This is a genomic window from Staphylococcus agnetis, assembly GCF_011466855.1.
Classification (GTDB): Bacteria; Bacillota; Bacilli; order Staphylococcales; family Staphylococcaceae; genus Staphylococcus; species Staphylococcus agnetis.
On the sequence record NZ_CP045927.1, the window covers coordinates 190272 to 213911 of the forward strand.

Annotated in this window: 20 protein-coding genes, 4 tRNA genes and 1 rRNA gene; all 25 read left to right on the plus strand. The window is 38.3% G+C overall.

Translation table 11 applies throughout. The features are described 5' to 3' along the window. The first annotated feature begins 307 nt into the window (after positions 1-307). The 25 genes from glmU (at position 308) to GJE18_RS01065 (ending at position 23633) form a co-directional block, all read left to right on the plus strand. Positions 308-1672, plus strand: coding sequence for a bifunctional UDP-N-acetylglucosamine diphosphorylase/glucosamine-1-phosphate N-acetyltransferase GlmU (gene glmU, locus GJE18_RS00945; RefSeq protein WP_060552299.1), 1365 nt, complete (start codon positions 308-310; stop codon positions 1670-1672). Between the two features lie 69 nt (positions 1673-1741). After that, on the plus strand, positions 1742-2707 hold the full coding sequence (locus GJE18_RS00950; RefSeq protein WP_037567998.1) for a ribose-phosphate diphosphokinase: 966 nt from the start codon (positions 1742-1744) through the stop codon (positions 2705-2707). Between the two features lie 138 nt (positions 2708-2845). Next, on the plus strand, positions 2846-3520 hold the full coding sequence (locus GJE18_RS00955) for a 50S ribosomal protein L25/general stress protein Ctc (protein ID WP_060552300.1): 675 nt from the start codon (positions 2846-2848) through the stop codon (positions 3518-3520). A gap of 380 nt (positions 3521-3900) precedes the next feature. Further along, complete coding sequence (pth, locus tag GJE18_RS00960; RefSeq protein WP_085622955.1) at positions 3901-4470, plus strand: aminoacyl-tRNA hydrolase; 570 nt, start codon at positions 3901-3903, stop codon at positions 4468-4470. 8 nt (positions 4471-4478) lie between these two features. After that, the gene (gene mfd, locus GJE18_RS00965) at positions 4479-7979 is read left to right on the plus strand and encodes a transcription-repair coupling factor (protein WP_420853505.1); all 3501 of its coding nucleotides are present in this window, start codon (positions 4479-4481) and stop codon (positions 7977-7979) included. After that, positions 7969-9498 (plus strand): polysaccharide biosynthesis protein, encoded by a 1530-nt coding sequence (locus GJE18_RS00970; protein ID WP_107368840.1) that lies wholly within the window; start codon positions 7969-7971, stop codon positions 9496-9498. The genes mfd and GJE18_RS00970 overlap by 11 nt, the downstream gene beginning before the upstream one ends. Next, entirely contained in the window at positions 9495-10682 is a 1188-nt protein-coding gene (locus GJE18_RS00975; RefSeq protein WP_107368839.1) for a MazG nucleotide pyrophosphohydrolase domain-containing protein, read from the plus strand. Before GJE18_RS00970 ends, GJE18_RS00975 begins: the two co-directional genes overlap by 4 nt. Then, positions 10669-10926 (plus strand): RNA-binding S4 domain-containing protein, encoded by a 258-nt coding sequence (locus GJE18_RS00980; protein ID WP_060552305.1) that lies wholly within the window; start codon positions 10669-10671, stop codon positions 10924-10926. The genes GJE18_RS00975 and GJE18_RS00980 overlap by 14 nt, the downstream gene beginning before the upstream one ends. Positions 10927-10950: 24 nt before the next feature. Then, positions 10951-11337 (plus strand): FtsB family cell division protein, encoded by a 387-nt coding sequence (locus tag GJE18_RS00985; protein ID WP_060552306.1) that lies wholly within the window; start codon positions 10951-10953, stop codon positions 11335-11337. A 203-nt stretch (positions 11338-11540) separates the two neighbouring features. Further along, positions 11541-11918, plus strand: coding sequence for a S1 domain-containing RNA-binding protein (locus GJE18_RS00990; RefSeq protein ID WP_037568011.1), 378 nt, complete (start codon positions 11541-11543; stop codon positions 11916-11918). A gap of 72 nt (positions 11919-11990) precedes the next feature. Further along, entirely contained in the window at positions 11991-13271 is a 1281-nt protein-coding gene (gene tilS, locus GJE18_RS00995) for a tRNA lysidine(34) synthetase TilS (protein ID WP_060552307.1), read from the plus strand. Then, positions 13261-13800 carry a hypoxanthine phosphoribosyltransferase gene (gene hpt, locus GJE18_RS01000; protein WP_037568015.1) on the plus strand — a complete coding sequence of 180 codons (540 nt, stop codon included), beginning with the start codon at positions 13261-13263 and terminating at the stop codon, positions 13798-13800. The genes tilS and hpt overlap by 11 nt, the downstream gene beginning before the upstream one ends. Positions 13801-13924: 124 nt before the next feature. After that, the gene (gene ftsH, locus GJE18_RS01005; protein ID WP_060552308.1) at positions 13925-16039 is read left to right on the plus strand and encodes an ATP-dependent zinc metalloprotease FtsH; all 2115 of its coding nucleotides are present in this window, start codon (positions 13925-13927) and stop codon (positions 16037-16039) included. A gap of 145 nt (positions 16040-16184) precedes the next feature. Beyond that, positions 16185-17075: an Hsp33 family molecular chaperone HslO gene (gene hslO / locus GJE18_RS01010; protein WP_105996154.1), complete on the plus strand. Its 891-nt coding sequence runs from the start codon at positions 16185-16187 to the stop codon at positions 17073-17075. A 166-nt stretch (positions 17076-17241) separates the two neighbouring features. After that, positions 17242-18171 (plus strand): cysteine synthase A, encoded by a 930-nt coding sequence (gene cysK, locus GJE18_RS01015; protein ID WP_037568020.1) that lies wholly within the window; start codon positions 17242-17244, stop codon positions 18169-18171. Between the two features lie 396 nt (positions 18172-18567). Next, the gene (gene folP, locus GJE18_RS01020; RefSeq protein ID WP_165886066.1) at positions 18568-19359 is read left to right on the plus strand and encodes a dihydropteroate synthase; all 792 of its coding nucleotides are present in this window, start codon (positions 18568-18570) and stop codon (positions 19357-19359) included. Further along, positions 19349-19720, plus strand: a complete 372-nt coding sequence (gene folB, locus GJE18_RS01025) for a dihydroneopterin aldolase (protein WP_037568024.1) — start codon at positions 19349-19351, stop codon at positions 19718-19720. Before folP ends, folB begins: the two co-directional genes overlap by 11 nt. Continuing rightward, positions 19713-20192 (plus strand): 2-amino-4-hydroxy-6-hydroxymethyldihydropteridine diphosphokinase, encoded by a 480-nt coding sequence (folK, locus tag GJE18_RS01030; RefSeq protein WP_060552311.1) that lies wholly within the window; start codon positions 19713-19715, stop codon positions 20190-20192. Before folB ends, folK begins: the two co-directional genes overlap by 8 nt. 85 nt (positions 20193-20277) lie before the next feature. Further along, entirely contained in the window at positions 20278-21273 is a 996-nt protein-coding gene (gene dusB, locus GJE18_RS01035) for a tRNA dihydrouridine synthase DusB (protein ID WP_037568028.1), read from the plus strand. Positions 21274-21292: 19 nt separating this feature from the next. After that, positions 21293-22780, plus strand: coding sequence for a lysine--tRNA ligase (lysS, locus tag GJE18_RS01040; protein WP_060552312.1), 1488 nt, complete (start codon positions 21293-21295; stop codon positions 22778-22780). A gap of 398 nt (positions 22781-23178) precedes the next feature. Further along, positions 23179-23293: ribosomal RNA gene (gene rrf / locus GJE18_RS01045) — 5S ribosomal RNA — on the plus strand. A 9-nt stretch (positions 23294-23302) separates the two neighbouring features. Next, positions 23303-23378, plus strand: a tRNA-Val gene (locus tag GJE18_RS01050). Between the two features lie 6 nt (positions 23379-23384). Then, a tRNA-Thr gene (locus GJE18_RS01055) sits at positions 23385-23460 on the plus strand. A gap of 7 nt (positions 23461-23467) precedes the next feature. Further along, positions 23468-23540, plus strand: a tRNA-Lys gene (locus tag GJE18_RS01060). A gap of 18 nt (positions 23541-23558) precedes the next feature. After that, positions 23559-23633 (plus strand) — tRNA-Gly (locus GJE18_RS01065). The last annotated feature ends 7 nt before the right edge of the window (positions 23634-23640 follow it).

The window sequence follows — 23640 nt, forward strand, 5'->3', positions numbered from 1 at the left end:
CTTTTGATATGCCCGTTTATCTTGAAAGTTTTGATTACTTCATGAAAGTATGCTAACGGATACATCACGTCATCATGGATATAAGTGCTTCAAATAATTGACCGTAAATGGTGTTGCTATACACCATTTTAAAAATTATTTTTTTAGTTGTAATAGGATATCATTTCAGAGGTTATGCGTCTTCAACGCATCGAAAGCTTAAATATTTACGCGCATGAAACTTCAATTCTTCTTTTACTCCTTGAAAGTGACAGTTCGCATAAATTATAATTGTATAGAAGTGTAAAAAAACTGGAGGGTTCATTCCATGCAAAAACATGCAGTCGTTTTAGCAGCTGGTAAAGGTACACGCATGAAGTCTAAGAAGTTCAAAGTGCTTCATGAAGTAGCTGGAAAGCCTATGATTGCCCATGTTATCGATCAAGTGAAATCAACAGGTATTGATAATATCGTTACAATTGTAGGACACGGTGCTGAAAGCGTGAAAGAAACATTAGGGGACGTTTCTAAGTACAGTTTTCAACAAGAACAACTCGGAACAGCGCATGCGGTGCAACAAGCCGAAGCGCATTTGGGACACTTAACAGGTACAACGATTGTTGTTTGTGGTGATACACCGCTTATTACTGGTGAGACATTAACGCAACTCATTGCACACCATGAGGCATCTGAAGCACAGGCAACAGTATTGTCCGCAACGACAGCGCAACCATTTGGATACGGTAGAATAGTGCGTGATTCTAGTAGTGGCGCACTTAAACGCATCGTTGAAGAAAAAGACGCAAACGATGAGGAAAAACAAATTACGGAAATTAGTTCGGGAATATTTGCATTTGATAACCAAACGTTATTTACATTATTAAAAGACGTTGACAATCACAATGCTCAAGGTGAATATTATTTGCCACAAGTCTTGACTTTGATTTTACAACAATCAGGAAAAGTTGCGATTTACCACACAAATCATTTTGATGACATTTTAGGTGTTAATGATCGTGTTGCGTTAAGTCGTGCAGAACAACTATATCGTACACGCACAAATCACATGCATATGCGCAATGGTGTGACACTACTTGATCCTGCTACTACGCATATCGGTGCGGATGTGAAAATTGGTGCAGATACTGTGATTGAAGCAGGCGTTAAACTTTCAGGAAATACAGTGATTGGTGAAGATGTGGTTGTAGGTCAGTATTCTGAAATCCATGACAGCGTAATTGAAGATGGCGTTACAATTAAACAATCCGTTATTTCTGAAGCAAAAGTAGGTCGGAATTCTAAAATTGGTCCATTCGCACAACTTAGACCGGGCAGTGATTTAGGCGCAGAAACAAAAGTGGGCAACTTTGTTGAAATTAAAAAAGCGCGTCTTGACGATGGTGCAAAAGTATCTCATTTAAGCTACATTGGAGACGCTGAAATCGGTGCACGCACGAATATTGGTTGTGGATCAATTACGGTGAACTATGATGGTGTGAATAAGTTCAAAACAATTGTAGGCAAAGATGCTTTTATTGGATGTAACACAAACTTAGTTGCGCCTGTATCCGTTGGTGATGGTGCGTTAATTGCTGCTGGTTCCACAATTACTGATAATGTTCCGGAAGAAAGTTTGGCACTCGCACGTGCAAGACAAACAACGAAACCTGGATATTTAAACAAAGAGAAATAGACTTTCAAAGCGATAAGATGCTTAAAACATATCAATTCATAAACCCTAAATTATATTGGAGGATAAAACATGTTAAACACCGAATATAAAAATTCGTCTTTAAAAATTTTCTCGTTGAAAGGTAATGAACCCCTTGCTCAAGAAGTAGCAGATCACGTTGGTGTTGAATTAGGTAAATGTACAGTTAAACGTTTTAGTGATGGTGAAATTCAAATCAATATCGAAGAAAGTATTCGTGGTTGTGACGTCTTTATTATTCAACCTACATCTAACCCTGTAAACGTTCATTTAATGGAACTTTTAATTATGATTGATGCATGTAAACGTGCATCAGCGGCGAACATTTCTATCGTGGTACCGTATTATGGTTATGCACGTCAAGATCGTAAAGCGCGTAGTCGTGAACCGATTACAGCAAAATTAGTGGCAGATTTATTCGAAACTGCTGGCGCTGACCGCATGATTGCATTAGACCTTCATGCGCCACAAATTCAAGGATTCTTCGATATTCCAATCGATCACTTAATGGGTGTACCTATTTTAGCGGATTACTTCTTAAATAATAAAGACATTGATCCAGATAAATATGTGGTTGTTTCTCCAGACCACGGTGGTGTGACACGTGCACGTAAACTTGCAGACTTCTTAAAAACACCAATCGCGATTATTGATAAACGTCGTCCAAAACCAAATGTTGCCGAAGTCATGAATATTGTCGGTGAAATTGAAGGGCGCACAGCAATTATTATCGACGATATTATCGATACAGCAGGGACAATTACGCTCGCAGCACAAGCTTTAAAAGACAAAGGTGCGACAGAAGTTTATGCATGTTGCACACACCCAGTATTATCTGGTCCAGCTAAAGAGCGTATTGAAAATTCAGCGATTAAAGAATTAATTGTGACGAACTCGATTCAACTTAAAGACGATCAAAAGCCAAGCAATATCATTGAATTGTCAGTGGCTGAACTTCTTGCACAAGCGATTGTACGTGTATACGAACGCGAATCAGTAAGTGTATTATTTGATTAATCGGTGTTGACTTAATTGTTAAATTTGTGTAAAATACTTCTGTTCGTGTCATAACGGACAAATACACACTTGCAAGCGACGCACAGTTGATGGGCAAGTGCTTGCACATAAGTGCATCAAGAAAGGTGGAAACGAAATATGGCTTCTTTAAAGTCTATTATTCGTAAAGGTAAACAAACACGCGGTGAATTACGCAAAATCCGTGAAGCAGGTAAAGTACCAGCAGTTGTTTATGGATACGGTACTAAAAACGTATCTGTAAAAGTTGATGAAGTAGAATTCATCAAATTAATCCGTGAAGTTGGACGTAACGGTGTTATTCAATTAGGCGTTGGTTCAAAAGAAATCAAAGTTATGGTATCTGATTACCAATTTGATCCACTTAAAAACCAAATCACTCACATCGACTTCTTAGCAATCAACATGAGCGAAGAGCGTACTGTAGAAGTACCTGTAAGCTTAGTTGGTGAAGCGAAAGGTGCAAGTGAAGGTGGCGTTGTTGAACAACCATTATTCAACATCGAAGTAACTGCTACACCTGATAACATTCCTGAATCAATCGAAGTTGACGTTACAGAATTAGACGTTAACGACAGCTTATCAGTTGCTGACATTAAAGTATCTGGTGACTTCACAATTGAAACAGCTGCAGACGAAACAGTTGTATCCGTTGTTGCACCGACTGAAGAGCCAACTGAAGAAGAAATCGCTGCTATGGAAGGTGACGCTGAAACTGCTGAACCAGAAGTTATCGGTGAATCTACTGAAGAAGGCGAAGAAGATTCAGAAGAAAAAGAAGATAAAGAAGCGTAATCTTTATCCACTTGTTAGACATAATAACGTGCCTAGTGCCGTTATTATGTCTTTTTTGTGTTTAGGTATACGGCGTGGGCATACGTGTGCATTGATTAATAAGATAGGAACACAACGAGTTTAAGAACCTAAAAGCATTTTGTTCATAAACTTTATTGGCATTTTGATAACTATTGAGTCATTACGGAAGAAAAATATAAAGCAATTTAACACATCATATTGATAGAATCCGTAGCTAAGATGCCTAGGGTGTTAGAAGCAAAAATTGAACTTATAAGTGCCAACCCTGTGTTAGTGTTTAATTCTCGTCTATGACCTATTTTGTGTTAGTATGGAATATGATTAAACTGTAAAATAGATGATTTCAAGGAGGATACATGATGAAACTCATCGTCGGCTTAGGGAACGTTGGCAAAAAATACGAACAAACACGCCATAACATTGGTTTTGAAGTGATTGACCATCTTATAGAGCGTCATGATTTAAAACTAGACAAGCAGAAATTTCGCGGTGCATACACTGTCGCGCATTTATTTGGTGAGAAAGTCGTATTTTTAGAACCTCTCACGTATATGAATTTATCGGGTGAGGCGGTGCGTCCACTTATGGATTATTATAATATTGAAGTTGAGGATATATTAGTGCTTTATGACGATTTAGATCTTGCGCAAGGGCATATACGCCTTCGTCAAAAAGGCAGTGCGGGTGGTCATAATGGCATTAAATCACTCATTCAACATTTAGGTACACAAGAATTTAAACGTATTCGTATCGGGATTGACCGTTCATCACGTATCCCTGTCGTTGATTATGTATTACAAAAATTCTCTGCTGAGGAAATGAAAACGATGCAACCGGTGATTGCACATGTTGCTGATGCAGTAGAGGCATTTATTCAAAACGAAAAATTTGAGAATATCATGAATCAATATAATGGTGAAATAAAGTGAAAACAATAATCAATGAAATAATCAATAGAGATCAACAATTTAAAGACCTTTCTGCACATGTAGGTGAAGACAATGTGCTCGTGACAGGACTGATGCCAAGCGCAAAAGCGGCAATGATTGCAGAACTTTATCATAATAGTCATCGACAAGTGTTATTAATTACAAATAATGTCTATCAAATGGATAAATTAGAAGCTGATTTATTACAATTTGTTCCCGATGATGAAATATACAAGTATCCTGTTCAAGACATCATGACTGAAGAATTTTCAACGCAAAGCCCGGAGCTTATGAGTGAACGTGTACGTACTTTGACGGCACTTGCTCATGAACGTCGAGGCTTGTTTGTCATCCCGTTAAACGGCTTGAAAAAATTAGTGACGCCAAAAGCGATTTGGCAAGATCATCAAATCCAACTCAATATAGGGGATGAATTAGATGTCGAGCGCTTGTTAACGCGCCTTGTAAATATGGGATATCGTCGAGAATCGGTCGTTTCTAATATCGGTGAATTTTCTTTACGCGGCGGTATTATTGATATTTATCCGTTACTCGGTGAACCAGTACGTATTGAACTTTTTGATACTGAGGTAGATTCGATTCGGAAGTTTGATGTAGAATCACAACGCTCTTCTGACAATATTCAAAATGTCGATATTACATCAGCTCATGACTTTATCATCACTCCAGAGGTTCGGCGTCAATTAATAACGAACTTAAAAACGGCATATGAAACGACGCGTCCAAAAGTGGATAAGTCTGTACGCCAAGAAGTGAAAGATACGTATGATAGTTTTAATATTGTTGAAGATGAAATGTTTGATCCTCAAGTATTACGTCGTTTAATCGCATTTATGTATGATACGGAAACGACATTGCGCGATTATTTCAAAGATAATGCTATTGTATTGATGGATGAGTTCAATCGTATTAAGGAAACCGAAGAAACGTTAATAACAGAATCAGAAGACTTTCTTCAAAACTTAATTGAATCTGGAAAAGGGTTTATTGGTCAACGCTTTATGACGCATGATACAGTTGAACAATTGCTTAAACATACGCCTGTGACTTATTTCACATTATTTACAGCGTCGATGTCTGTGAAGCTCAATCATATGGTGAAATTTTCATGTAAACCGGTACAACAGTTTTACGGTCAATATGATATCATGACGTCTGAATTCCAACGTTATATGAAACAGGGCTACCGTATGGTTATTATTGCGGAAACGGAAACGAAAAAAGACCGCATCCAGTCGATGGTAAGTGAACTCCACGTTCCTACTCTTATGAATGTGGACCTAACGCAACTAGAAGCAGGGCACGCGGCCATTATTGAAGGAAGCTTATCTGAAGGGTTTGAACTTCCTTATATGTCGCTCGTCGTTGTGACGGAACGAGAATTGTTTAAATCAAAACAAAAGAAAGCGTCGAAAAAAAGGCGCAAAACAATCAGTAACGCAGAAAAAATTAAATCTTATCAAGAATTGAATGTGGGGGACTATGTCGTTCATATTCATCATGGTGTGGGTCGCTATTTAGGTGTAGAAACGTTGGAAGTTGGAGACGTCCATCGTGACTATATGAAAATTCAATATAAAGGTACGGATCAATTATTTGTACCTGTCGACCAAATGGAACAAGTCCAAAAATACGTTGGGTCTGAAGATAAAACACCTAAATTATATAAATTAGGCGGTAGTGATTGGAAGAAAACAAAAGCTAAAGTTCAAAGTAGTGTCGAAGATATCGCTGATGAACTGATTGCTTTATATAAAGAACGTGAGAAGTCTGTAGGTTACCAGTTTAGTCCGGATACGGAAGAACAACACGTTTTCGAAATGGATTTCCCATATGAATTAACAGATGACCAAGCAAAGTCTATAGAAGAGATTAAAGGAGATATGGAACGTGCTCGACCGATGGATCGTTTGTTGTGTGGCGATGTGGGTTACGGTAAAACAGAAGTAGCCGTACGTGCTGCATTTAAAGCTGTTATGTCAGGAAAGCAAGTCGCTTTCCTCGTGCCTACAACGATTTTGGCGCAACAGCATTATGAAACGCTTATTGAACGCATGCGAGACTTCCCAGTAGAAATTCATTTAATGAGTCGCTTTAGAACGCCAAAAGAAATTCGCGAAACAAAAGAGGGGCTTAAGTCTGGCTTCGTCGACATCGTTGTTGGTACGCACAAATTGCTAGGGAAAACTGTTGAATATAAAGATCTAGGGTTACTTGTGGTTGATGAAGAACAACGCTTCGGTGTGCGCCATAAAGAAAAAATTAAATCATTAAAAGCAAATGTAGATGTGCTTACTTTAACGGCAACACCAATTCCAAGAACGCTGCATATGAGTATGCTTGGTGTGCGTGATTTATCGGTAATCGAAACGCCACCAGAAAACCGTTTCCCAGTTCAAACATATGTGTTAGAACAAAATGGTAATTTTATTAAAGAGGCATTAGAACGCGAATTATCTCGCGATGGACAAGTGTTTTATTTATACAATAAAGTACAATCTATTTATGAAAAACGAGAACAACTTCAAATGTTGATGCCTGAAGCGTCTATCGGTGTCGCGCACGGGCAATTACCTGAACGCGATTTAGAAGAAACGATGCTTGATTTCATCAATGGGGCTTACGATATCCTAGTTACAACAACGATTATTGAAACGGGTGTAGATGTTCCGAATGCGAATACATTAATTATTGAAGAAGCCGATCGTTTCGGATTGAGTCAGTTGTATCAATTACGTGGGCGTGTCGGTCGTTCGAGTCGCATTGGTTATGCTTATTTCCTTCATACACCAAATAAAGTTTTAAACGAAACAGCTGAAGAACGCTTACAAGCCATTAAAGAATTTACGGAACTAGGCAGTGGTTTCAAAATTGCGATGCGTGACTTAAATATTCGTGGCGCAGGTAATTTACTTGGTAAACAACAACATGGCTTTATTGATTCTGTCGGTTTTGACTTATACTCTCAAATGTTAGAAGAAGCAGTGAATGAAAAACGGGGTATTAAAGAAGTACAACACGTTCCAGAAATTGAAATGGACTTACGTTTAGATGCTTATTTACCGGCTGAATATATTCGCAATGAACAAGCGAAAATCGAAATTTATAAAAAGTTACGTGCAACTGAAACACTCGCACAATTAATGGATATTAAAGATGAACTCCTTGACCGCTTCAACGACTATCCTACAGAAGTGGCGCAACTACTTGATACTGTTGAAATCAAGGTTCATTTAATGAATGTCGGTGTGCAACATGTTAAAGATAAAGGGAAAGCCGTTGAAGTATTATTAACGGAACAAGGGACACAACGTATAGATGGTGAGGCACTCTTTAAAAATACGGAAGCTTTAGGGCGAGGTATGAAAGTAGGCGTTGAAGCAAAATGTATGAAAGTGACACTTACGAAAGGTACTCAATGGTTAGACGCACTTAAATTTTTAGCGAAAACAATTGAAGAAAGTATGATATTAGATCATGTCGAGTAAATCTGCTTTCAATGGTGTCGTTGTCTTAACGCTTGCATTAATCGTCGTTAAAATATTAAGTGCATTGTATCGTGTCCCGTATCAAAACATATTAGGTGACGATGGCTTATATGCATATCAACAAATTTACCCCATCGTCGCATTAGGTGTCGTCTTAGCAAGTAATGCAATTCCAAGTGCATTAACGCAAATTTTAGGAGGTAGAGAGGCCAATCGCATGCTTATCCGCCGACTCATTATCGTACTTGAACTCATAGGGTCTCTCATTTGTCTCTTCCTCTTTTTAGGCGCAGACCTTATTGCGTTCTTAATGGGTGATTCGCATTTAGCGCCGATGATTCGCGCAGCAAGCGTTACATTTATCATCGTCGGTGCACTCGGCGTTTTAAGAGGATATTTTCAATCGACTTTCGATATGAATAAGCCTGCATTTTCACAAGTCATTGAACAAATGATTCGTGTCAGCATGATTGGGATAGTCATCCTCTTTTTTACGCATCAACAGCTTTCTATTTACGACGCTGGCATGTGGGCAATCTTAGCTTCATCGTGTGGTTTCATAGGCGCAACCCTCTTTTTATGGTGGTTGATGTCTTTATCAAATGCTACATTGCCTCAAACAATCCCTTGGCGTCAGTTTGCGATTGCAACGGTTATTTTTGCTTTAAGTCAATTGATTGTGATTTTATGGCAAGTGGTGGATAGTTTTACCGTGATTAACGTTCTCCAACACGGCCAAGGATTGACCTTTAAAGATGCTATTACGCAAAAAGGGATTTACGACCGTGGTGCATCGTTTATTCAAATGGGATTAATTGTAACAACAACGTTTTGTTTCGTACTTATTCCGTTATTAACTGATACACAAAAAGCGGGTCGTTATGACCAAATGAACAGTTATGCAAATGCGTCATTAAAAATTACAATTGTTATGAGTTGTGCGAGTGCGATTGGCCTAATGAATTTGTTACCACTTTTGAATGCTGTGTTTTTTAAAAGTAATGACCTTACAATCACATTATCCATTTACATGTTAACGGTCATTTTTGTGTCTCTAATCATGATGTATATTGCATTACTCGAAGTTCAAAATCATTACCGAGTGGTTTTTATAGGAATTATTATAGGATTAGTCATCAAGCTACTATTGAATCTCATTTTAATTTTAAAGTTTGGTATTGTCGGTGCGAGCATTTCTACAGTTGTCGCACTAGTCGTTTTTGCAATCTATTTACACAGACATATGATTCAGTTGTATGCGCTCTATGCATTGCGTAAATTTTATTTGAAATTAGTTGTTGCTTTATTGACGATGACAGCTAGTGTACAATTAACGCATTACATCATCCCGTCGATGTCTAGAATTGGAGGTCTTCTAGAATTAATTATCAGTGTGTGCATTGGTGTGGGGAGTTTAAGTGTAATGCTTGTGTGGATGCGTATTTTAAATGAAGACGAATGGGTGCATTTGCCATTTGGCGATAAAATCATTGAGATAATGAAAAGGAGAAAATCATGACACACCATATTACGATTATTGGTTTAGGTAATTATTGTTTAGACGACTTACCATTAGGTATCTATCGTTTTTTACAAAATCAATCTAAAATATATGTGCGAACGAAAACGCATCCTGTGATAGCAGAACTGCAAAATATTGATATTGAAAGCTTTGATGCGATTTATGAACAACACGATACTTTTGAACCTGTTTATGATGCGATTACAGATCAACTTTTACAACGTGCACAAACTGAAGATGTTGTCTATGCTGTGCCTGGTCATCCCCGTGTTGCAGAAACAACCACGCAATTGCTATTCCAAAAAGCAGCACATTATGATGTTGTGGTAGATGTGCGAGGTGGACGTAGTTTTATCGATGATGTGTTTGAAGCGGTAAAAATAGATCCGAATGATGGTTTTACGATGTTAGATGCAACCGCACTGGAAAAAGAAACATTGAATCCACGTACTACGACGCTCATTACTCAAGTATATAGTGCCATGGTTGCTGGTGATTTAAAATTGACGCTCATGACGCGATATCCAGACGACTTTGAAGTGCATATCGTGGATGGTGCGAACCAGTCAGGTGCGAAACGCTACACGTGCCCATTATATGAACTTGATCATAATGATGTCTTTACTAATCTTACAAGTGTCGTGGTTCCAGCTATTACTGAAGAAACAGCTTTATATGGTGATTTTGACTTCGCAGATCGCGTGATCGCAACATTAGTAGATGACGAAACAGGATGTCCATGGGATAAAGTGCAAACGCATGAATCATTGAAGCGCTACTTACTTGAAGAAACGTTTGAACTTTTTGAAGCGATTGATCATGAAGATGATTGGCATATGATTGAAGAATTAGGTGATATTTTACTGCAAGTTCTTTTACATGCCAATATTGGCCAAAAACAAGGCTATATGGAGACACGTGAGATTGTTGCAAGTCTTTCAGAAAAAATGATACGTCGTCATCCGCATATTTTTGCTGAGGGTCAAGCTGACAGTGTGGAAGATGTTAAATCGATTTGGTACGAGCAAAAAGCGGCGGAAGGTAAACCATCACGTGTTAAATTCGAAAAAATATTTGCGACGCACTTCTTAAAATTGTATGATGAAGTCAAAAATCAAGACTTGTCAGAAGAGGCGCTGCAAGCTTATTTAGAACAAGGGGGACATCATGAGACTAGATAAATATTTAAAAGTATCTCGCTTAATCAAGCGACGTACCTTAGCAAAAGAAGTGAGCGATCAAGGTCGTGTGAAAATCAACGGCCAAACCGCTAAAGCTGGTACAGATGTGAAAGTAGGAGATACGATAGAAATACAATTTGGACAAAAAATCGTGACGATTAAAGTCACTGGGCTTAATGAACATGCAACGAAAGAAAATGCTAAAGGGATGTATGAAATCTTAAAAGAGGAACGGATTGATTAGGGATACGAAGAAAGGTGACGCCACATGAATGATAAAGTTCAAAATATCGGCAATCAATATACATCACAAAAAAATGCTAAAAAACGTCGGCATGAACAACGTAAACGTATTGTAAAAAAGCGTATTTTAGTTTTTGGTGGTATTTTATTAGCCATTATCGCAGTGATGTTAGTATTAGTATTTGCACAAATGAAAAGTAATTCGGATGCTTCAAATGAACGTCAGGCGAAAGAAGAAGAATATCAAAAATTACAAGATAAAGAAATTGAACTTAAAGAGCAGCTTAACAATTTAAATGATCCATCTTATATCGAAAAAGTGGCGCGTGATGAATATTATTTAAGTAACGACGGTGAAATCATCTTTAAGTTACCTGAAGACCAACCGAAACAAAATAATAAGAAAAAGTAATAGACTGAGAAATAGCGCGTACACATGATGAGTTACATTGACATTCGATTAATGCAGTTTTAAAGTCGAAAAATAGTGTGTTTCATTATCGTTTTAGTAAAATACGTAAATAAAATAGTGAATCATCAATTTGTCATTGTTAAAATACGGAAACAAACGTATAATAGAACTAAATATCGAATTCAGGAGGATGCATTAAAACAATGTCAATCGAAGTAGGAAGTAAGGTTAAAGGTAAAGTCACTGGTATCAAAAAATTCGGTGCATTTGTGGAGTTGCCTGAAGGTAAAAGTGGGTTAGTTCATATCAGTGAAGTCGCTGATAACTATGTAGAAAACGTAGAAGATCACTTAACTGTCGGGGATGACGTTGAGGTTAAAGTATTATCCATCGCCGATGATGGCAAAATTAGTCTTTCAATTAAAAAAGCCAAAGAGCGTCCACGTAGACAAAAACCGGCGCAAAAACCAGAAGACTTTGAGAAAAAACTATCAAACTTCTTAAAAGATAGTGAGGATAAACTTACTTCTATTAAGCGTCAAACAGAATCTAGACGTGGTGGTAGAGGCGCACGTCGCTAAATTTAATGCAAGGGGTTGAGAAACGAAGGCATACTTTGAATCTCAACCCTTATTTTGTGTGGGGGTTAAATGATGAAGGTAACTTGGAAAGAAGATGACCATATCGTTGTTGCAGTGTCCACTGGCATTGATAGTATGGTTTTGTTGCATCGATTATTACATCAATATCAAACGACATACAAACAACTTTCCGTGCTTCATGTACATCATGGATTGCGGCGCGGTTCTGACGAAGAAGCGGAGTTTGTGACACAATATTGTGAACAGTACGGTATCCCCATTTACGTCAAGCGGCTTCATTTACAACCTATTGTTGAAGCAGGGCGCAGCATTCAAAGTGACGCGCGCGTTGCACGTTATCGCTGGTTTGAAGATATGATGCATCAATTGAAAGGGGACGTATTAATGACGGCCCATCACTTTGATGATTTGATAGAAACCGTGTTCTACCGTATTTTTACTGGTAAAGTGTATCGTAGCGCTTTAGGCATGCAAGCATGTGAGCAACGTCACGGGTATCGTTTAATGCGCCCTATGTTGGAAGAAACTAAAAGTGACATTGCGACATATCAACACGATCACAACGTGCCATACTTTGAGGATGAAAGTAATCAAGATACAAAATACGTACGGAATATGATTCGTCATGATATGTTACCGATCATCGACGCCCACGAACAATTTAAAATTACGCATTTGAAAAAACTCTACGACATGCATCTAGAGTCTATCCGGGTTTTTGAACAGATGGCTGATGACTACATCGCAGTCCAAGTGAAACAAACCGACCATCAATATGAGATGTCTATCCAATCATTCAATAAATGTCCAGAACATGTTAGAATGATTATTCTGGATAAATTAATACAAAAATGGGAAAATATCGTACCGGTGAGTGATGTTCAATATCATCAATGGTTTGTGCAACTGACACAACCTATAGCACAAATTGAACTACATGCTTCAAACACATGGCGTATCAATAAGGTGTATGATAAATTAACCTTATCAACGGTTGAACAGGCACCATTACAAGCGATGTATTTGAAGACGCCTGGCTATTATCAATTCGGTGATTATGAGATTAGAGTGGCATCGCTTGATGCATTGCGTGGACCACTTCTTATACGGACACGTCAAGATGGCGACCGCGTTCAACTACATTCCCATGGTCATAAAAAAGTATCGCGTTTAATGATTGATGCCAAAGTGCCTCAACATACGCGAGACCGTATACCAGTCATTGAAGATGCAACGGGTGACATAGTGGCTGTTGGCACGCTGTATCAACATATAAAAGTGAACCAAATAATAACAATCGCATATTTAGGAGATGAAAATAATGAGAAATGATTTGAAAGATGTATTACTTACGGAAACTGAAATTTATGATATTTGTGACAAGCTAGGTCATGCTATTACGGAAGATTACCGTGGTAAAGATTTGCTATGTGTAGGGATTTTAAAAGGCTCTGTTTTATTTATGACAGATTTAATTAAGCGTATTGATACACCACTATCGATCGATTTTATGGATGTATCTAGTTACCATGGTGGTACGGAGTCTACTGGAGAAGTACAAATTTTAAAAGATTTAAGCACATCGATTGAAAATAAAGATGTTTTAATTATTGAAGATATATTAGAAACAGGTACGACTTTAAAATCTATAACAGAATTATTAGCGTCTCGTCGCGTCAAATCTTTAGAAATCGTGACGTTATTAGATAAGCCAAACCGTCGTAAAGCAGATATTGAAGCAAAATATGTTGGACGTCAAATTCCTGATGAGTTTGTTGTAGGATACGGCTTAGATTATAAAGAAAAATATCGTAATCTCCCATACATTGGAACATTAAAACCAGCGATTTATGAGCAATAATATCAAAGAAAATGACAACGCATATCGTTGAAGGATGTTTGTCAATGTCTATTACTAGCCAGTCGTAATTAGATTATGGTAAAATTTTTGTTAGTTTTATATTTGAAGTAGGAGGAAACGACGCATGCAAAAAGCTTTTCGTAATGTGCTGTTTATAGCTTTAATCGGCGTTGTTATTTTTGGGCTTTTTTCTTGGATTAACGGAAATGGAAAAGTGCCTAAAGAGCTTACGTATAATCAATTTACACAACAATTAAAGGACGGCAAAATTAAGTCTTTAGAAATTCAACCGTCTCATAATGTGTATAAAGTGAGTGGTAAGTTAAACAACGGTGATGATTACTCATCAACGATTCTATTTAATAACGATAAAGAGCTAGAACAGGTTACTGATATTGCTCATAAACAGAAAGATTTAGAATTAACTGTTAAAGAAGAAGAAGGTCAAAGTGTGTTTGTTAGTATTTTAACGACACTGATTCCTGTCTTAATCATTGCACTTTTATTTATCTTCTTCTTAAGTCAAGCACAAGGTGGCGGTGGCGGCGGTCGTATGATGAATTTTGGTAAATCAAAAGCCAAAATGTACGATAATCAAAAACGACGCGTGCGCTTTACAGATGTTGCTGGTGCAGACGAAGAAAAACAAGAATTAATTGAAATTGTTGATTTCTTAAAAGACAATAAGAAATTTAAACAAATGGGTTCACGTATTCCAAAAGGGGTCTTGCTTGTTGGTCCTCCGGGAACAGGGAAAACGTTACTTGCGCGAGCAGTTGCTGGTGAAGCAGGTGTACCATTCTTCTCAATCAGTGGTTCAGACTTCGTTGAGATGTTTGTAGGTGTAGGTGCGAGCCGTGTGCGTGACTTATTTGAAAATGCGAAAAAGAATGCGCCGTGTATCATTTTTATAGATGAAATTGATGCTGTAGGTCGTCAACGTGGTGCAGGTGTTGGTGGTGGTCACGATGAACGTGAACAAACATTAAACCAATTGCTTGTTGAAATGGATGGATTTGGTGAAAATGAAGGTATCATTATGATTGCCGCAACAAACCGCCCAGACATTTTAGATCCAGCGTTATTACGTCCAGGTCGATTTGACCGACAAATTCAAGTAGGCCGTCCGGACGTTAAAGGCCGTGAAGCTGTCTTACATGTACATGCGAAAAATAAACCTTTAGATGAAACGGTTGATTTAAAAGCGATTGCACAACGTACACCAGGTTTCTCAGGTGCAGATTTAGAAAACTTGCTTAATGAAGCATCGTTAATTGCTGCACGTGGTGGTAAGAAGAAAATTGACATGCGTGATATTGAAGAAGCGACGGACCGTGTTATCGCAGGACCTGCTAAGAAATCACGTGTTATTTCTGACAAAGAGCGTAATATTGTAGCACACCATGAAGCGGGTCATACTGTGATTGGTATGGTACTTGATGAAGCAGAGGTTGTGCATAAAGTAACTATCGTTCCACGTGGTCAAGCCGGTGGTTATGCGATGATGTTACCGAAACAAGATCGTTTCTTAATGACAGAGCCAGAAATGCTCGACAAAATTTGTGGTTTACTTGGTGGTCGTGTGGCAGAAGATATCATTTTCGATGAAGTATCGACTGGTGCTTCTAACGACTTCGAACGTGCGACGCAGTTAGCACGTCAAATGGTTACTGAATATGGTATGAGTAAAAAGTTAGGACCGTTACAATTCTCACACGGCGGTGGACAAGTATTCCTAGGTAAAGACATGTCTGGTCAACCAGAATACTCTGGCCAAATTGCTTACGAAATTGATAAAGAAGTGCAACGCATCATTAAAGAACAATATGAGCGTTGTAAACAAATTCTTACAGAACATGAATCTCAATTGCGTTTAATTGCTGAAACATTATTAACTGAAGAAACGTTAGTTGCTGAACAAATTCAGTCACTTTTCCATGAAGGACATTTACCGGTCGTTAATTACGATGATGCAAAAGTGGTTGAGCGTAATGGCGATGATGATTTCGATCAAGGTAAGTACGGCAAATCTTATGATGAGATTCGACGTGAGCAAGAGGAATTAACAAACCGTTCACGCGCAGGAAAATCTGAGCGTCGTGAAGATGAATCAACAACTCAAGACGGACAAGATGCTTCACATGATACAAAACAAGATGAAGCACCGTCTGAAGATACGACAGGTTACGAAGAAGAACCTAAAATTGATCGTCCTGGTGAAGATAAACCACCACATTAACGTGATGTACACCGTCTCGAAATCATTATTTTCGAGGCGGTGTCTTTTTGTGTTAAAGTTAGCTTAAATATAAGTCATTTTAGTTGAGTGGATACGTTAATGCGATTATGATAAACAAATGAAAGCAATAAAGGAGCGAATAGGAATGACTCAAGACTATATCGTCAAGGCGCTTGCCTTTAATGGTGAAATACGTGCATATAGTTCTAAAACTACAGATACAATTCAAGAAGCACAAACGCGTCATTACACTTGGCCGACTGCTTCTGCAGCACTAGGGCGTACGATGACGGCTACGTTAATGATGGGAGCTATGTTAAAAGGTGACCAGAAATTAACAGTGACCGTAGATGGTGATGGCCCTATTGGCAAAATCATCGCTGATGCTGATGCGAAAGGACGTGTACGTGGCTATGTCGCACAACCACAAACACATTTTCCATTAAATGAAGCAGGTAAATTAGATGTACGACGTGCCGTTGGGACATCAGGTGCGATTAATGTCGTTAAAGATGTTGGCATGAGAGATTACTATACGGGTAGTAGTCCGATTGTTTCTGGAGAACTTGGCGATGATTTTACGTATTACTTTGCAAATAGTGAGCAAACACCATCGTCGGTAGGTGTCGGTGTTTTAGTAAATCCAGACAACTCAATTAAAGCAGCGGGCGGTTTTATCATCCAAGTGATGCCTGGTGCGAAAGAGGAAACGATTGATCAATTAGAAGCTGCCATTACAACAATGACGCCAGTTTCTAAATTAATCGATGAAGGGTTAACGCCAGAAGAGATGTTGATTCACATTTTTGGAGAAGGCAATATAGAATTTTTAGAAACCATTCCAGCTCAATTTGAGTGTCAATGTGGCCACGATAAATTTTTGAATGCCATGCGTGGTTTAGGAGAAGCTGAAATCGAGAATATGATTAAAGTAGATCACGGCGCTGAAGCAGAATGTCATTTTTGTCGCTCTAAGTATCAATACACTGAAGCAGAATTGCAAGGTGTGTTGAATGAACTGAAGCAACAACATTAAAAGTGATACTACGGGATAAATGGTGAAGGTTGTCCGCAATTGTTTTTGTTTGAGATCAAGCTTTATGCTTTTTTAATTGTCAGAAAAATGGTACACTGTTTTTATATCCGATTCGATAACTATGTATTCAGTGTATGAATATTAATTTAAAGTGAGGTTGTTTTAAATGGTAAGAAAACCTGTAGAAAATATTACTGAAATTATTGGTCAAACACCCGTAGTCAAATTAAGACATCAAGCTGGCGAAGATGCAGCGGACATTTATGTTAAATTAGAATATCAAAATCCTGGTGGCTCAGTGAAAGACCGTATTGCACTAGCGATGATTGAACAAGCTGAAAAAGACGGCAAAATCAAACCCGGTGACACAATTGTTGAACCGACAAGTGGTAACACAGGTATTGGTTTAGCGTTTGTATGTGCGGCTAAAGGCTACAAAGCAGTATTCACTATGCCGGAAACAATGAGTCAAGAACGTCGTAACTTATTAAAAGCGTATGGGGCAGAACTGGTTTTAACACCAGGTTCAGAAGCGATGAAAGGTGCCATTAAAAAGGCGAAAGAACTTAAAGAAGAACATGGATATTTTGAACCCCAACAATTCGAAAACCCAGCGAATCCTAAAGTGCATGAGCTTACAACTGGTCCAGAGCTCGTGGAACAATTCGAAGGCAAAACAATTGATGCATTCTTAGCGGGTGTCGGTACTGGTGGTACATTGTCTGGTGCTGGTAAAGTGTTAAAAGAAAAATATCCTGATATTCAACTCGTTGCGATTGAACCTGAGGCTTCTCCGGTATTAAGTGGTGGTGAGCCAGGACCTCATAAATTACAAGGTTTAGGTGCAGGGTTTATTCCTGATACATTAAACACAGATATCTATGATGAAGTCATCACAGTAGGTAATGACGTTGCAATGGAGACATCACGTCGTGTTGCCAAAGAAGAAGGTATTTTAGGTGGTATTTCTTCAGGTGCAGCCATTTATGCTGCGATCCAAAAAGCGAAAGAGTTAGGTAAAGGCAAAACAGTCGTTACTGTATTACCAAGTAATGGTGAGCGTTATTTATCAACACCATTATACAATTTTGAATAATCATGAGGGATTAAGAATGAGGGTGAGACATAAATCATTTTAATTTATGATTGTCCCTAACGCCTCGCTTTTCTAGGCGCCTTACCTCAACTAATTTTAAGAGCAGAAATCTCCTGGATTTCTGCTCTTAAAATGGATTTTCGGTTTCGGCATAATGCCTCAGAAGTCTCGGCTAAGGGATCAATCACAATTCATCACATGATTCATCACCAAAATTAAATTAATTAATATAAATCATAGCCAATAAAGTTCATGTATTATTGAATTTTGTTGGCTAATTTTAATTAAAAGAGATGCTATGTCCCACCCTCTTTTTTATAGTGAAACACACGTAACGCACGCATTACCGGTAAATTTGCTATAATGGTCGTATTCATAGAGAAAGGATGACCGAGTATGAAAACTACACAAATTATGGGTATATTAAATGTGACACCCGACTCATTTTCGGATGGCGGTCAGTATAACAATGTTGAAAAAGCAGTTTCACATGCACATCAAATGGTTGAAGCAGGAGCGCATATTATCGATGTGGGTGGCGTATCAACGCGACCAGGTCATGAAGAAGTAACGGTCGAAGAAGAATTACAACGTGTTGTGCCAGTAGTTAAGGCTTTAAATGGTATTGATGCTCAAATATCCGTGGATACATTTAGAAGTGAAGTCGCTGAAGCAGCACTTGAAGCAGGAGCGCATATTATCAATGACCAATGGGCAGGGCTATATGATGAAGCGATTTTTGACGTTGTTGCCAAACATCACGCTGAAATCATTTTGATGCATAACGGTGATGGTCAAAGAGATACGCCTGTTGTGGATGAAATGTTAGTTACTTTATTAAAACAAGCTAACAAAGCAGTATTAGCAGGGATACCTCAAGAAAATATTTGGTTAGATCCAGGCATCGGTTTTGCTAAAACGCGTGAAGAAGAGCAAATCGTGATGGCACGTTTAGACGAATTAGTAGCTACAGGGTTTAAAGTACTACTCGCAACGAGTCGCAAACGCTTTATAAAAGAATTGTTAGGTGTCGATAATAAGGTGGATGAACGTGACGAAGCGACGGCAGCAACAACAGCGTACGGCATTATGAAAGGTGTCGACGGTGTGCGCGTACATAACGTATTAATGAATGCACGCCTAGCAAAAGCGATGGATGCGTTGAAAGGATATGAAGATGAACGATAAAATATTTTTACAAGGACTTGAATTTTACGCATATCATGGAGCGCTGCCAGCTGAAAATGAAATCGGGCAAGTGTTCATAGTGGATATCGAAATGAAAGTGGATTTATCTGAAGCAGGCGAATCAGATCGTGTAGAAGATACGGTTCATTATGGTGAGGTATATGAAGATGTTAAAGCAATCATGGAAGGTCCTCCCGTGAATTTACTGGAATATCTCGCGGAACGTGTTGCAAAGCGTATAAATTCACACTATAATCGTGTAATGGAAACGAAAGTTAGAATTACAAAAAAGAACCCGCCTATTCATGGTATTTATAATGGTGTAGGCATTGAAATTGTGAGGTTGAATCATCATGATTGATGTGTATTTAGGTTTGGGAAGTAATATTGGCGATCGTGAACAACAATTAAAATCAGCTGTAGAACGTTTGGATCAAGTGACTGACATTCATGTACAACAGGTATCATCTATGTATGAAACAAAACCTGTAGGCTATGTCGATCAACCTGATTTTTTGAATGTATGTCTTCATATTAAAACTTCGTTAAGTCCAGAAGTATTACTACAACAATGTTTAGATATTGAAAAAGAGCTCCACCGTGTGCGTAAAGTGCGCTGGGGCCCTAGAACGATAGACATTGATGTGTTGTTATATGGAGATCGAATAATAGAGTCGGAGCAACTCATCGTGCCACATCCTAGAATGACTGAGCGTGCTTTTGTGATGATTCCATTAAATGAAATTGCATCACACGTCATTGAACCACGTAGTAAAAAAACAATTCAATCCCTTGTTCACCCTGATGAAACTGTTGTAAAATATCAAAATTAAATGTTTAATTTAGGCAAGGTTCGACATAAATCGTTGAAATCGGTGTCTAAGTATACAGATAAAGTATTTATTGGAGGCACGACTTATGTGGAAAATAGGAGACGTCGAAATTCAAAATAGAGTCGTACTTGCACCTATGGCTGGTGTGTGTAATTCTGCATTTCGCTTAACAGTCAAAGAATTTGGTGCAGGACTTGTTTGTGCAGAAATGGTGAGTGACAAAGCGATTTTATTTAATAATCCTAAAACAATGAAAATGTTATATATCGACGAAAATGAACGCCCACTATCGCTACAAATTTTTGGTGGGGAAAAAGAAACGCTTGTTGAAGCAGCGGAATACGTAGATAAAAATACAACAGCAGATATTATTGATATCAACATGGGATGTCCAGTGTCAAAAATTATTAAATGTGAAGCCGGAGCACGATGGTTACTTGATCCGAATAAAATATATGAAATGGTATCCGCTGTTACAGAACGTGTGAGTAAGCCAGTAACATGTAAAATGCGTATTGGTTGGGATGAAGATCATATTTATGCAGTTGAAAATGCTAAAGCAGCAGAGCGTGCTGGTGCAGCCGCGATTTCATTACATGGTCGTACACGCGTTCAAATGTATGAAGGCAAAGCGGATTGGGATATTATTCGTCAAGTTAAAGAAGCGGTTAACATTCCAGTAATTGGTAATGGTGACGTGACAAGTCCTGAACTTGCTGAAAAAATGTTGAAAGAAACAGGAGTAGATGCGGTCATGATTGGCCGTGAAGCACTTGGTAATCCATGGATGATTTATAGAACTGTTCATTACCTTGAGACAGGTGAATTGATTGATGAGCCAGAAGTAGACGACAAAGTGGAAATCGCATTGTTACATTTACGTCGACTTGTTGATTTAAAAGGTGAAAAAGTCGGAGTTATGGAAATGCGCAAACACGCATCTTGGTATTTAAAAGGTGTTAGAGGTAACGGAAAAGCGCGAAAAGCTTTAAATCAAGCTGAAACTGAAGCAGAAATGATTGAAATTTTAACGGAATTTCGTGACGAAATGCGTGCGCAACAAAATAAAGTAGAAGCATAGACAAAAAGGAGAGGTAAGCATGTCAGAAGAAATGAACGACCAAATGCAGGTACGTCGACAAAAACTGCAAGAATTACGTGATTTAGGAATTGATCCATTTGGTGAAAAGTTTGACCGAACAGGCGACGCAGCATCATTAAAATCTACGTGGGATGCATTTTCAAAAGAAGAACTTGCAGAAAAAGAAGCGGAAAGTCATACTGTTATCGCCGGTCGATTAATGACAAAACGTGGTAAAGGTAAAGCTGGTTTTGCACACATTAAAGATTTATCAGGTCAAATTCAAATATATGTACGTAAAGACCAAGTTGGAGAAGAACAATTCAATATTTGGAGTACAGCAGACTTAGGCGATATTGTCGGCGTAGAAGGTGTAATGTTTAAAACAAACACAGGTGAGCTTTCTGTTAAGGCAAAATCATTTAAATTGTTATCGAAATCATTGCGTCCATTACCGGATAAACATCATGGTTTGCAAGATATTGAACAACGTTACCGTCAACGTTACTTAGATTTAATTACAAACGAAGAGAGCACAGAAACATTCATTAATCGTAGTCGTATTATTCAAGAAATGCGTACGTACTTAAATGATAAAGGTTTCTTAGAAGTTGAAACGCCAATGATGCATCAAATTGCTGGTGGTGCTGCTGCACGTCCATTTGTAACACACCATAATGCGTTAGATGCAACATTATATATGCGTATCGCGATTGAATTACATTTAAAACGTCTCATTGTTGGCGGCTTGGAAAAAGTATATGAAATTGGTCGAGTATTTCGTAACGAAGGCGTGTCTACACGTCATAATCCTGAGTTTACAATGATTGAACTGTATGAAGCGTATGCAGACTATCAAGACATTATGAACTTAACTGAAGAATTAGTGGCACACATTGCACGCAAAGTATTAGGTACAACGTCTATTCAATATGGTGAGAATACAATTGAATTAGAACCGAAATGGCGCCGCCTACACATTGTTGATGCTGTTAAAGAAGCCACAGGTGTTAACTTCTTTGATGTGAAAACTGATGAAGAAGCACATGCTTTAGCTAAGGAACATGGTATTGAAGTGGACAAAAATATGAAATACGGTCATATTTTAAACGAATTCTTTGAACAAAAAGTAGAAGAAACGTTAATACAACCAACGTTTATTTATGGTCATCCGATTGAAATTTCTCCATTAGCTAAGAAAAATCCAGAAGATCCACGTTTTACAGATCGTTTCGAATTGTTTATTGTGGGACGTGAACATGCGAATGCATTCACAGAATTGAATGACCCAATCGATCAGCGTCAACGTTTTGAAGCGCAACTTGTCGAAAAAGCTCAAGGTAATGATGAAGCGCATGAGATGGACGATGATTTCATTGAGGCATTAGAATATGGTATGCCACCAACTGGTGGGTTAGGTATCGGTATTGACCGATTAGTGATGTTGCTTACGAATTCTCCATCTATTCGTGACGTGCTGTTATTCCCTTATATGCGTCAAAAATAATACAACATAGTGTGACATGGTTAAATGTATGCCTCTTTAGACACGTGGACATACGAACTATGTCACTTTTTTTGATGAAATATAAATATTTCTACATAAGTGTTAAAAAACAGCTTGATATTTTAAATGAAACCCTTTAGAATATTTCAAAGTGACCACGTTAAAGTGTTGAAATGTCACCGATACATATGGTTGAAAAAGTTTTTGAAAAAATGCTGTTAAAGTGTTGACACTAACCTTTAAATTATGTAATATATAAAAGTCGCCGAAACAAGCGGCAACACAAAGTAAAATGTTTGTAAAAAACTTTAAGAAAGTGTAAAATTAACTATTGAAAAGTGTTTGCAAACTGTGTATTATAAAAAGGTAGCCGACATGAGCTACACAATAAAATATTGTCTGGTGACAATGGCAAAGAGGTCACACCTGTTCCCATGCCGAACACAGAAGTTAAGCTCTTTAGCGCTGATGGTAGTCGGACTTACGTTCCGCGAGAGTAGGACGTTGCCAGGCAATTATTTCGGAGAATTAGCTCAGCTGGGAGAGCATCTGCCTTACAAGCAGAGGGTCGGCGGTTCGAACCCGTCATTCTCCACCATTTATAGCCGGCCTAGCTCAATTGGTAGAGCAACTGACTTGTAATCAGTAGGTTGGGGGTTCAAGTCCTCTGGCCGGCACCATTTATATGAGCCATTAGCTCAGTTGGTAGAGCATCTGACTTTTAATCAGAGGGTCAGAGGTTCGAATCCTCTATGGCTCATCATTCGAATACTATTGAGCAGAAGTAGTTCAGCGGTAGAATACAACCTTGCCAAGGTTGGGGTCGCGGGTTCGAATCCCGTCTTCTGCTCCATTATTTT